Genomic DNA, 11,188 nt, shown 5'->3' on the forward strand with positions numbered 1-11,188 from the left:
AATGAATATGATTACTGAATAATGTAAGAGGTGATATAAACATCAACAACCTGCCCATCCTGCATAATCTCGTTTAACTGCTTCTTCAATTCATTTGTCAGTTGTTCTTTTCCAGCTTTTCCTTTTAACTTCGCTGCTGTCATTTCTGAAAGCTGCTCTATAATCAAGTTCTTCGCTTGAAAGTCGCGCTTCGTCAGTTCTTCCTGCGCTTCTTTTGAGTCTGTCTGGATCTTAAACGAAATTCGAATATAGTCATCCGAGGCTAAATTTGTCGTCATCTCTGGAATGTCAACGGAAGCCTCTACGATTTCATCAATCGTCGGCTCGCTTGCACTGCTTTCCTTAGAAGAGTTTAAGAGAATAATAACTACTGCCGTTCCAATCAATAAAATGACCATCAGCATAATGACCATAATCGTTAATAGCCTTGTAGACTTTGCCTCATTTTTCATTCTCTGTATCTCCCTGCTCTAAGTTTCCGAGAAGGTGTACTCGACGATAAAATTCTTCTACCCGCTCTCTTACAGCCTGTTCGGATTCCCGCACGAGATACTTCTTTCCATTCGAAAGCGTAATAGTTGTATCGGGAAAACTTTCAATGGCTTCTATATAAAGAGCATTCAACGAAAACGATTTGCCGTTTAGCTTTGTGACTGTAATCAACTTTATTCAGAGCTAGGATCAGCTCCTAGCTCCGCCACCTCCCTTTATCTGTCCAATCATTAACGCTTCAAGTTAACAAGCTCCTGCAAAATTTCATCGGAAGTTGTAATAATCCGCGAATTCGCCTGGAAGCCACGCTGGGCAACGATCATTTCTGTAAATTCATCGGATAAATCAACGTTGGACATTTCAAGAGCCCCTGACACAATCGTACCCGAGCCTCCTTCACCAGGAGCCAGTCCCTCCTCCGGTTCTCCAGAGTTGTTAGTCCCTCTGTACAAGTTTCCGCCTACTTTCTCCAAGCCGCCCGGATTAGCAAAATTAGCTATCGTAATAGTTCCTGCTTCTTCTAATTCTCCATCTTCGGTTATATAACTAACAACGCCATCCGGGCTAACACTTACACTCTTTGATCCTGGGGGAATATTAATCGGCTCTCCATCAGTGCTTTGCAAATAGTAGCCCTCCCCCTTCACCACTACATTTCCCTCTCCATCTCGAGTGAAATTTCCTGCTCTTGTATAGAGAATCTCATTACCACTATCCACTACAAAAAAACCGTCACCAGAAATACTTAAATCCAACGCTTCGCCAGTTGTCTGCAGACTTCCTTGAGAATGGATCGTATCAATAGTACCGATTTGGCTGCCAAGTCCTACTTGTTTTGGGTTTGTGCCACCGACCAGATCGCCCGCAGCTGAAGCACCAGCAACTTGCTGGCTGACCATATCTTTAAAAGTTACTCTCCCCTTCTTAAAACCGTGAGTGTTTACATTGGCGATATTATTCCCAATCACATCTAATTTATTTTGAAAGCCTTTCATTCCGCTGATGCCTGAGTACATTGAACGTAGCATGAGTTTCTTTCTCCTTTCACAATTAAAGCCTTTTATTCATCCTTCACCAGACATAAGGTCTGTTTTGTTTACGATATTGATATCGGACTAAACGCCCTATACATTTATATATTTCAAGAAAAAATCTCCACTTATATCGTCATGTCTTTCGACTGTCTAATTTCCGTCAGGGCGGTAGGGCTGACCCTCTCGCCATTAGCCAGCTGAAGTGTCACCATTCCGTCTTTCATCGAAACGGACTGTACATGGTCAGTCTGTTCCTGCCCATCTTTCTGCCATGCCACGGTATAACCAATCAAGCGGCTGGCATCTACAAGTGAGTAGCCGCTCGAACTAACGGAAGGCATACCGCTTTTCACCTCAGAAATGTTAGCGGGTTCTAATACGGAACCGTCTGCCATCACAAACTCCGCCCCATTTTCTTTAAAGCGGATAGAAGCAATGGTTCCTTCCCCTGTTTGTACCACTGGCTCTGCATTTGGATCAGTGCTTTCAACAATTTTATGCCAGGTTACATCTTTACCAACGAATGACTGGTAATTGACCATTTGTGCTGACTGATGCGCCTGTACAAACTTATCTAAAGAAGCCGCCATATTTACCAGCTGTTCCAGGGAAGAAAAGGAAGCCATCTGGGCGATAAACTCTTTGTCCTCCATCGGATTCATTGGATCTTGGTTTTGCAGCTGTGTCATTAAGATCTTTAAAAATTCATCCTTTCCTAAGGAAGAACCGTTTCCAGTTCTTTGCGGCGTTTGAACATTTGATAAATATAAGCTAGGGTCAATCTTTGACATCATTAAACCTCCACGTTCAATAATAATTCCTGAAAGCTTTCCTTTGGTTCATCATCCGCATGAGTGTCATGTGCTTCCTGTTCTTTCTTCTCCGAGTGCTGCTGATGCTCTTGATGTGGCTGGCGTTCAAACTTTTGCGGATCTGGCTGACCGAAAACAAATTCAACCTTATCGACAGACACATGCTGTTGAGCAAAAGCCTGCTTTAGGCTAGCTGCGTTTTGTTCAAGCAGATCGTTCACAGCCGATGTCGAAGAGAGAATTTTTGCTGTCATGACACCATTCTGCTGGAGCAGCTCAACCCGCAAGCTCCCAAGCTGTTCAGGATACAAACGAAGAATCAGCTTCGTTCCGTTTAATGTCTGCACCATATTAGATTTATTAAGCACCTGTGAAAATTTCTCAATAAACTGATCTATATTCATCGGTTTTGGATTTGTTTGAACAGAAATGGACCAGCTTTCTGTGCGGCTGGGAAAGTGGAGCGAGGGTGAAAGGGAAAGCTGTATTTGCTCCTTCTGTTTAGCTGTCTCACCGGCGGTCGGCACCTGTGTGTCCGTTTCAGCTACTTGTTCCGGGACTGATTCTAAGGAGAAAGCCCCTGAGCCGGGCTGCAGCATTTGTCCATAGTGAGTAAAGGCCTTTTGCAGAACAGCCGCCCGCTTCTCTGCCAAGGGTTGTAGCAAAGCAGCCTCAATTTTCTCCGTCAGCTTCCTCTCTGCATCCTTCATTACTGCCTGAAGCGGTTTGTCTGCCTCTTCCTCGCTTGAGCGGCTGCTCAATTGCCACAGTTTCCCCGCCTGTAACACTTGCTCTAACGCCTTAGGCTCCAATAGCGTCCACTCTTTTTCTGGAATTACTGTTAAAAGCTGAAGGACATGAAGTAAATGACCCATATTTAACTGTCCTTCTTGCACTTCTGAAAGGACATCAACCTCGAAGCCCCCTGCCTGCGGAATGGCATAATCCACAAAGAAGGGCAGCCCGCCTTCTTCACCTGTATTTTCTTTTATTTCTTTTTCTAGGATTTGAAGAGCCTTTCTGGCTATCGTCTGTAAACTTTTCGCTAACTCACTGTGCTCCATGCCAAGAAGTGCTGCCAGCTCTTCAAATGAAGGCATCTTCCCTTCCTCGGTCCACTCCTTTGCCACTAGCTTTGCCGCGTTAGCAACAAGCGGAATGTCTTCTAAACTATCAGCCGCTATAATTTTCTTTTGCAGGACTAGATTCTTTTGAAAGGAAGAGACGGAAACACTCTCCTCTGCTTGTACTTCCTGTCCACCCAGTATCTTTTGAAAATCCAATTCAGCCATCGGCTGCTGGTGAGCAGACATTGATTTTTGGATTCGGGCTTGTGCTAATTGTAAAGGTGGTAAGTTCGTCATCATTTGCTTTCCCTCTTTTATCAGTCGAATTGTACAGACAGCCTTCTATCAACCTGTTGCTCGATCAAGAAGAACCTGACAACAGTCCTGTGTATTCAGCAGCCGTTTCTGGAGGAAGCTTCTCTAAAATATCAGCCTGCTGATCTGTACTCATTTCTGACAGGATCTCTATCGCTTCATCATCAGTCAAATTAACTAATATATTGGCGACATTCTTAGGAGACATCGACTCATACGTACTGATAATGGAACGATCTTGTGCCTTCTTTTCTTCCTTTTCCTTCTCCTGCTCCTTCATTTTCTGAATCTCCAGCTCTAGTCGGTCTTTCTCTGTGAGCAGTTCTTCGACTTCCTTTTTGGATTGCCCCAATTCTTTTTCTAATTCTTGTATTTTTACATCCTTTTGCTTTGCTTCTTCTTTCAACAATGCGACCCGCTCGTTATTTTCCTTTTCATTATCAGCAGACTCTTCGTCCATGATCTGCGAAATAATAGGGAGTTCCTTTGCTTTTTCAAGCACATTGATACCTGCCACCGTCATCACGATAAGAGTAACCAATAGTGCGAAAAGCAACGGGATAACAATCATGAATATAATCCATTGAAACACCCCATAGCCCTTTCCTTCTTCTCTATCCGCATATGCTGCTTTCTTTTTCTTTGCCAAGCTGCTCACCTATCTTTTACGGTTCATAAATTGAATAGTTGAAATTTCGTCCATATGCTTTTGCTCGTCTTCCAACAGCTGGTCTTTAAATCTCTCAAAGTCTTTTTCTTTCATCTTTTCATATTTCTTTACTTCGATACTTCTTTCTCTCAGCTGCTGCTCATGCCACTGCATTTTACTTCTAGCGTTTATAACGACCTGCTGCTGATAGTGGATCGTTTGTTCCAGATTAGAGATAAATAGCTGATAATGCTGAATCTCATGTACTGAAAAGCCGCTGACCATTTTTGCCTCCTGGAAATGAATCAAGTCTTCCTTCTTTTTCAATAAGGCATAAAGCTTTTCGGCTGCTTGTTCAAATTGCTTCAAAGCGTCATTATAACAGCTCTCTGTTTCTTCCTTCTCTTGTTCTCGAAGCTGCAGGATTTTCTGAAATTTATAATTATAGTTCATGCTTATCTTTCTCCTTTTCGAGCCAATTGAACAAGTGAGGCAATGCTCTCTTCAAATGAGACTTTTTCATCTGTCCGCTGCTTTAGATACGAAATGATCTTTGGATAATAATCAATGGCGCGGTCAATCTCAGCAGAGGAACCTTTTTTGTAAGCGCCAATGTTGATTAAGTCCTCGGAGTTTAAATACGTGCTTATCATGTCACGAATCAGCATGGCTGCTTCTTTATGTTCTTCAGCGGCTAAATGGTTCATCAGCCGGCTTACACTCTTCAGCACATTAATAGCTGGGTATTGTCCCTTATTTGCCAATGCCCGATCGAGGACAATGTGGCCGTCTAATATTCCCCTTACGGCATCAGCAATCGGTTCATTCATGTCGTCTCCGTCTACCAGCACCGTGTAAAAAGCCGTTATCGTGCCAAGATGGTTCGTTCCCGTTCGTTCTAACAGCTTCGGCATAATGGCGAAAACGGAGGGAGTATATCCTTTCGTAGCTGGCGGCTCGCCAATGGCAAGACCTACTTCCCTTTGAGCCATCGCTACCCTTGTGACGGAGTCCATCATCAGCATGACATTTAACCCTTTATCCCGGAAGTATTCAGCAATAGCTGTAGCTGTAAATGCGCCTTTAATTCTCATCAAAGCAGGCTGGTCTGAAGTAGCGGCTACTATAATAGACCGGGAGCGGCCTTCAGGGCCTAAGTCTCGTTCAATAAATTCCCTTACTTCTCTGCCACGCTCCCCGATCAGAGCAATTACATTCAAATCTGCTTTGGTATTCCGTGCAATCATGCCTAAAAGCGTACTTTTCCCGACACCGCTTCCCGCAAATATACCAATCCTTTGGCCTTTGCCTACTGTCAGCATACTGTCAATCGCCCGCACACCAACCTCCATTTGTTCAGTAATCGGCGGCCTGCTGAGAGGAGGCGGCGGACTTTGTTCGGTGCCGATAGAAGTAAGAGTTCTAGGCAAAGAAGTGCCGTCGAGCGGCTCCCCCATGGAGTTGACTACCTTCCCTATTAAAGAAGGACCTACCTTGATCTCAAGCGCGTGCCCCAGCGATTTTACGAGGCTCCCCGGCGAGATCGCACTAATATCCGCGTAAGGCATAAGAATAACCGTCTCATCTTTAAAACCGATCACCTCGGCTCGAATAACCTGCTCCGACTCTGTGCCCTTTGGGTAAATTAAACAAACATCGCCGATCGAAGCAGCCGGTCCTTGCGATTCAATCATCAACCCTACTACCCGCTTAATACGCCCATAACGTTTAAATATATCTAGGCCGTCAATTTTCTCTGTCAGCTCGGAAAGTTTCAATGAACATCACCCTCAAACAGTGCAAACAGCTGCTTACGCAGTTCTTCTAACTGGCTGTCTAGACTGATGTCGATCCTGCCATGGCTTGTTTCAATAAAGCAGCCGTTCTCACTTAGCTTTTCATTTGGATAGATATAACAAAGGATCTCAAGCGGAAACATGGCTTCTAGTTCCTCTTTTTGGTCAAGTACAAACGGGTAGCGGCCAGGATGAACATGAATTTGAATCTCCTGCTGGTCAGGCATTTCCTTTAATGCCTGCTGAATCATCGACAAAAAGGCTGACTTATCATCTGATAATTGCTGGCCAATAATTTTCTCTGCTGACTTAATAGCGATAGCCAAAATGGTTTTTTCCGCCTTCTGAACATTTCTTTCGTACTCTTGTTTAGAAGAGTCCACCGTTTCTTTCGCCACCGTGATTAAACCTTCATATTCTTTGTATCCTTCCCGTCTTCCCTGCTCTTGTCCAGCAAGAAAGCCTTCGTCGTAGGCCTGTCTGCTAAGAAGCTGTTTCTCTTCCTCCCAAGCTTGCTTTTGCTGCTGAATCTCCTCTTCAGCCTGGCGAAGCGCTTGTTTGGCCTGCTCTTCCATTAAACGGGCGCTTACTTCAATTTCCTCAAGCATTTTTGCTTTCTCATCTTCAAAATAAGCGGCATAAAGGTCTGCTTCCTGCTCAGCAGGCGACACCTGGGAAGGAAGAGGCTTTAGTTGAATAACTTTGCTCCCCTCCCGCTTGCTAGCTGTGCGGTGAGATTTAATGATTTTAGACAATAATGTCATCTCCTCCGCCGCGGGCAATGATGATCTCTCCTGTTTCCTCAAGGCGGCGAATTGTCGAAACGATACGCGACTGTGCTTCTTCTACTTCACGCAAACGGACAGGTCCTGTGAATTCCATCTCTTCCTTAAAGGTTTCTACCATTCGGGAAGACATATTTCGAAACACAATCTCTTTCACTTCCTCACTGGAAGCCTTCAATGCCAAGATCAAGTCTTCATTCTCGCACTCGCGAATAACACGCTGAATGGAGCGGTTATCGAGTGTAACAATATCCTCAAATACAAACATTCGCTTTTTAATCTCTTCAGCCAGTTCAGGGTCCTGGAATTCCAGCGCATCGAGAATGGTTTTTTCGGTTGCACGGTCCACTCCATTCAGCACTTCAACCACAGACTCAATTCCGCCTGTTTGTGTATAATCCTGTGTTACTGTTGCACTTAGCTTCCGCTCTAATATCGCTTCAATTTCACTAATAATTTCCGGTGAAGTGCTGGACATTGTCGCAATCCGACGTGCAATGTCCGCTTGTTTATCCTGCGGCAGCTCTGAGAGTATTTGCCCCGCCTGCTGTGGTTCTAGGTAAGAAAGGACGAGCGCGATCGTTTGCGGATGCTCATTTTGGATAAAGTTCAGCACTTGGCTTGCATCCGCCCGGCGCACAAAGTCAAATGGCTTGACCTGCAAGGAAGAGGTCAGCCGATTAATAATATTTTGAGCCTGGTCTTGTCCAAGCGCCTTTTCAAGAACGGCTTTCGCATAGCCAATTCCGCCCTGTGTAATGTAATCCTGTGCTAAGGCTACATGATAAAACTCATCAAATATCTCTTTCTTTATATCTGTATTGACCTTCTTCACCGCGGAAATTTCGAGAGTCAGCTGTTCAATTTCTTCCTCTGATAGGTGTTTATATACAGAAGCTGAGGCATCAGGGCCAAGAGAAATAAGAAGAATAGCAGCCTTTTGTTTTCCAGTTAGTTTCTTTTCTCTAACAGGCATAGTGAAGTCCTCCCTACTTGTATTAATGAATCATTTATGAAGCTTTGCCAATTAATCTTCGGATAACCAGGAACGGACCAGCTTAGCGAATTCATCTGGCTTCTCTTTCGCCATTTTTTCCAGCTGCTTTCTGCGAACTGCTTCTTCAGTTTCCACTTCCTTCATATCCATCTCAGATAACTGATCTTGTACAAGGAAATCCTCTTCATATTCTTCCTCACCCTCCTGGCGTCTCGCACGCAGGATAAAGAAAACGAGTACTCCGATAATAAGAAGTAAGATAGCACCAAGCACATATACCCACCAAGGAATGGAAGGTTCGCTGTCTGTGTCGAAATCAACCTTCCCATTAAACGGCTGCACCGATACGGCAACCTTTTCCTCTATTTGCTGATCTGTCAGCTCTTCTCCAGCTCCTTCATCAATGGAAGTACGGACGATCGTGCCAAGCATCTGCTGAATATCAGCTACTCTTTCAGCTGGCAGGGAATCTGGATCATTTGCTGTTGGCGGTTCCACCATAACTTGGATGCCTAAGTCTCTGATTTTATATGGGCTTTCCGTAATTTCTTTTCTGATTCGGTTCACTTCACTATTGATCGTCTCTTCTGAACGTTCGTAATCTCCTGTACCGCCGGCTCCTTCCATATAAGTGGAGCCTTGTGCATCTGCTGGATCTTCTGCTTGCGGCGTACCGCCCGCCGCTGCTCCGTCTCCCGTGAAGGCTTCCGTGATTCTTTGGGCACTAATTTGAATGCCCTCCATATTCTCCTCATCAACAGGTTCAACAAGATTTTCTTCTCTCGTTTCCTGGGTAAAATCAATATCGGCTGTAACAGAAGCAACTACTTTATCCTGTCCCATTAAAGTACCGAGCATATTCTGGACTTGCCGCTGAATATCCCGTTCAATCTGCTTCTTCACTTCCATTTGCTGCATCATATTGCCGCCGGCCATCATGCTTCCAGCCATCTGCTTGTCATAATACTCAAAGTATTGATTCATGATGACAATATTCTCAGCGGGCAAATTGGGGACACTTTTTGAAACGAGATGGTAAAGCGCTTGAATTTGATTTTCATTAAATTGATAGCCAGGCTCTGTTTCAAGAACGATGGAGGCAGAAGCCTGCTCACCGCCTTCTCGAATGAAGACCTCTTGCTCCGGCAAGTTAATCATGACCTTAGCGTCCTTTACACCGTCAACGCCTGTGATCAATTGAGCCAGCTCCGTTTGCATCGCATCCAGCTTTAATACATTAAACTCATTGTCAGTCATACCGAAACCGGCATTCTCACTAAAAAAGCTGTAATCAATATTTCCTGACTTTGGTAAACCCTCTCCTGCCAAATCTACCTTTAGGGAATCTACCATTTCAGCAGGCACTAATATGCCCGTACCGCCATCTGTAAGCTCATAGGTTACTCCCCGCCCATCAAGATTCTCTTTAATAGCTCCTGCTTCAGCAGGGGAAAGTCCGCTGTACAGCGGCACCATTTCTTCCCTTGTCATGATCAGCATCAGGGCAGCAAGAGCAAAGACAAAAAATAAAAAAGCGCCTATCCCTATCGCTTTTTGTTTTTTCGTCCGGCTCTTCCAGTATTCTTTTATTTGTGTTAATTGTCGACCTATTGTTTCGTTCATTACAATCCCCCGTTAATTTGCTAAAAAATTCTAAAGGGTGCTTGCCTCTTTCCTCCTGCTGCTTAAATTACATCTGCATCCTCATAATTTCCTGATAAGCCTCTATCGCTTTATTGCGCACTTCCATTGTCAGCTGTAAAGTGACACTTGATTTCTGGCTGGCAATCAGCACTTGGTGAAGATCTACATTTTCACCACGAATCATCTTGCCTGTTAAACTAGCTGATTCACCTTCCGCCTTACTTACCTGATCTATAGACTGCTTTAGGAAGTCGGCAAAGTTTTGCTGAGCTTCGTCTGGAGTAGCTGTCTGCTTTGTTCCTATGCTTTCAGTTTTAACAAATGGGGAAGTGCCCTGAATTGATTCAATAGCCATTCACTTACTCTCCTTACTTTCCAATTTCTAAAGCTTTCATCATCATGGATTTCGAAGCATTAAAGACCGTTACGTTTGCTTCATACGAGCGGGTAGCTGACATTAAATCCACCATCTCTTTCAATGGATCTACATTTGGCATTTGTACATATCCTTCCTCGTTCGCATCGGGGTGAGAGGGGTCATAGATTTGTTTGAGCGGGGCAGTTTTGTCTTCTACTATCTTCGCTACTCTTACTCCATTCCCAGTCTTGCCGTTCTGGTTACTTACAGCTTGTTGAAAGAGAGCTGAAAACTCATTTTGTTTTGGTTCCAATACAACAGACTTTCTTCGATAAGGCTCCCACTCTCCGTTCACTTGACGCGCGCGAGTTGTTTCCATGTTTGCCATGTTGGAAGAAATAACATCCATACGCAGCCGCTGGGCTGTCAGTGCAGAAGAAGTAGTGTTCATACTATGAAATATGGTCATATTATCTTCCTCCTTTGATCACACTTGTCAATGTATTAAACTTTCCGCTCATTCGATCAACTAATGCGTTGTAGTAAATTTGATTCGTTGCAAGATCAGACATTTCCTTATCTATATCGACACTGTTTCCGTTTTGATTAAAAGAAACGTTTCGGCTCATCACTGCCGGCGAGCTGTTCTCGCTCTTAAATACAAGGTGGCGTTCGTTCGTCCGGTACGCTGATAGTCCACCAGCTTGAGCCTCTTCAAAAGCCCTCTTAAAGCTTACTTCCTTAGCTTTATAATTAGGGGTATCAGCATTGGCAATATTATTCGAAATCGTTTTTTGTTTTAATGTTGAATAGTTCAGCGCCTGCTCAATCTCTTTAAAGGAGCCTGTGAAAATATTCATTGATTGTTCACTCCATAAGAAAGTTTTAGTCGTTTATCCATAAAACTAAGAAATAAGTTTTATACAATTACCGATTTATATTAATAAAATCCAACATTGGAACTATTAGACATTTCCTGATGCTATTTGACACTATACCATATGCTCTCAAAAAAATGATAAAAAAATTTTATTTTTAACAAAAAACCTTAATTTCATTGATAAAACTGTCAAAAAAATTTAAAAAACTCCACAAAACGCCCTATTACGACAATCATATTCCAAATATTTCATATAAAGCAAAAAAACGGTTCTAAATCAAATGTTGGGGTTTTAGGCTACCGCGCTACGCTTGGTGGCCTCTATAAAAAATGATGGATGGTACCATTCATCATTTTTT

14 protein-coding genes are annotated in these 11,188 nt (G+C 43.6%); all 14 read right to left on the bottom strand.

The window, feature by feature from the left end; translation table 11 throughout:
- Positions 1-11: 11 nt before the first annotated feature.
- The 14 genes from fliL to flgB all read right to left on the bottom strand — a co-directional run bounded on the left by fliL (position 12) and on the right by flgB (position 10,809).
- Positions 12-452: a flagellar basal body-associated protein FliL gene (gene fliL, locus QY97_RS01915; RefSeq protein ID WP_039232725.1), complete on the bottom strand. Its 441-nt coding sequence runs from the start codon at positions 450-452 to the stop codon at positions 12-14.
- Positions 442-663, bottom strand: coding sequence for a flagellar FlbD family protein (locus QY97_RS01920; RefSeq protein WP_039232727.1), 222 nt, complete (start codon positions 661-663; stop codon positions 442-444). Before QY97_RS01920 ends, fliL begins: the two co-directional genes overlap by 11 nt.
- A gap of 59 nt (positions 664-722) precedes the next feature.
- The gene (gene flgG, locus QY97_RS01925; protein WP_039232729.1) at positions 723-1,520 is read right to left on the bottom strand and encodes a flagellar basal body rod protein FlgG; all 798 of its coding nucleotides are present in this window, start codon (positions 1,518-1,520) and stop codon (positions 723-725) included.
- 131 nt (positions 1,521-1,651) lie between these two features.
- A complete protein-coding gene (gene flgD / locus QY97_RS01930; RefSeq protein WP_232506213.1) occupies positions 1,652-2,317 on the bottom strand; it encodes a flagellar hook assembly protein FlgD in 666 nt (221 codons plus the stop codon).
- 2 nt (positions 2,318-2,319) lie between these two features.
- Entirely contained in the window at positions 2,320-3,705 is a 1,386-nt protein-coding gene (locus QY97_RS01935) for a flagellar hook-length control protein FliK (protein ID WP_039232733.1), read from the bottom strand.
- A 61-nt stretch (positions 3,706-3,766) separates the two neighbouring features.
- Complete coding sequence (locus QY97_RS01940) at positions 3,767-4,369, bottom strand: MotE family protein (RefSeq protein WP_039232735.1); 603 nt, start codon at positions 4,367-4,369, stop codon at positions 3,767-3,769.
- A 9-nt stretch (positions 4,370-4,378) separates the two neighbouring features.
- Complete coding sequence (gene fliJ, locus QY97_RS01945; protein WP_039232737.1) at positions 4,379-4,822, bottom strand: flagellar export protein FliJ; 444 nt, start codon at positions 4,820-4,822, stop codon at positions 4,379-4,381.
- A gap of 2 nt (positions 4,823-4,824) precedes the next feature.
- Positions 4,825-6,147, bottom strand: a complete 1,323-nt coding sequence (fliI, locus tag QY97_RS01950) for a flagellar protein export ATPase FliI (protein WP_039232739.1) — start codon at positions 6,145-6,147, stop codon at positions 4,825-4,827.
- On the bottom strand, positions 6,144-6,920 hold the full coding sequence (gene fliH, locus QY97_RS01955) for a flagellar assembly protein FliH (RefSeq protein ID WP_039232742.1): 777 nt from the start codon (positions 6,918-6,920) through the stop codon (positions 6,144-6,146). The genes fliI and fliH overlap by 4 nt, the downstream gene beginning before the upstream one ends.
- The gene (gene fliG / locus QY97_RS01960) at positions 6,913-7,926 is read right to left on the bottom strand and encodes a flagellar motor switch protein FliG (RefSeq protein WP_039232746.1); all 1,014 of its coding nucleotides are present in this window, start codon (positions 7,924-7,926) and stop codon (positions 6,913-6,915) included. Before fliG ends, fliH begins: the two co-directional genes overlap by 8 nt.
- A 51-nt stretch (positions 7,927-7,977) precedes the next feature.
- A complete protein-coding gene (gene fliF, locus QY97_RS01965) occupies positions 7,978-9,570 on the bottom strand; it encodes a flagellar basal-body MS-ring/collar protein FliF (protein WP_039232748.1) in 1,593 nt (530 codons plus the stop codon).
- Positions 9,571-9,637: 67 nt separating this feature from the next.
- Complete coding sequence (fliE, locus tag QY97_RS01970; protein ID WP_039232750.1) at positions 9,638-9,946, bottom strand: flagellar hook-basal body complex protein FliE; 309 nt, start codon at positions 9,944-9,946, stop codon at positions 9,638-9,640.
- Positions 9,947-9,959: 13 nt separating this feature from the next.
- On the bottom strand, positions 9,960-10,418 hold the full coding sequence (flgC, locus tag QY97_RS01975; RefSeq protein WP_039232753.1) for a flagellar basal body rod protein FlgC: 459 nt from the start codon (positions 10,416-10,418) through the stop codon (positions 9,960-9,962).
- Between the two features lies 1 nt (position 10,419).
- Positions 10,420-10,809, bottom strand: a complete 390-nt coding sequence (gene flgB / locus QY97_RS01980) for a flagellar basal body rod protein FlgB (protein ID WP_039232756.1) — start codon at positions 10,807-10,809, stop codon at positions 10,420-10,422.
- Positions 10,810-11,188 lie beyond the last annotated feature (379 nt).

The organism is Bacillus thermotolerans, assembly GCF_000812025.2.
GTDB classification, from domain to species: Bacteria; Bacillota; Bacilli; order Bacillales; family Domibacillaceae; genus Quasibacillus; species Quasibacillus thermotolerans.

What these genes read in the sequence shown, in the direction of transcription:
- fliF (WP_039232748.1), bottom strand. Translation starts at nt 9,570, where the DNA reads ATGAACGAAACAATAGGTCGACAATTAACACAAATAAAAGAATACTGG.
- fliL (WP_039232725.1), bottom strand. Translation starts at nt 452, where the DNA reads ATGAAAAATGAGGCAAAGTCTACAAGGCTATTAACGATTATGGTCATT.
- fliG (WP_039232746.1), bottom strand. Translation starts at nt 7,926, where the DNA reads ATGCCTGTTAGAGAAAAGAAACTAACTGGAAAACAAAAGGCTGCTATT.
- flgC (WP_039232753.1), bottom strand. Translation starts at nt 10,418, where the DNA reads ATGACCATATTTCATAGTATGAACACTACTTCTTCTGCACTGACAGCC.
- fliJ (WP_039232737.1), bottom strand. Translation starts at nt 4,822, where the DNA reads ATGAACTATAATTATAAATTTCAGAAAATCCTGCAGCTTCGAGAACAA.
- flgD (WP_232506213.1), bottom strand. Translation starts at nt 2,317, where the DNA reads ATGTCAAAGATTGACCCTAGCTTATATTTATCAAATGTTCAAACGCCG.
- flgB (WP_039232756.1), bottom strand. Translation starts at nt 10,809, where the DNA reads ATGAATATTTTCACAGGCTCCTTTAAAGAGATTGAGCAGGCGCTGAAC.
- fliE (WP_039232750.1), bottom strand. Translation starts at nt 9,946, where the DNA reads ATGGCTATTGAATCAATTCAGGGCACTTCCCCATTTGTTAAAACTGAA.
- QY97_RS01935 (WP_039232733.1), bottom strand. Translation starts at nt 3,705, where the DNA reads ATGATGACGAACTTACCACCTTTACAATTAGCACAAGCCCGAATCCAA.
- flgG (WP_039232729.1), bottom strand. Translation starts at nt 1,520, where the DNA reads ATGCTACGTTCAATGTACTCAGGCATCAGCGGAATGAAAGGCTTTCAA.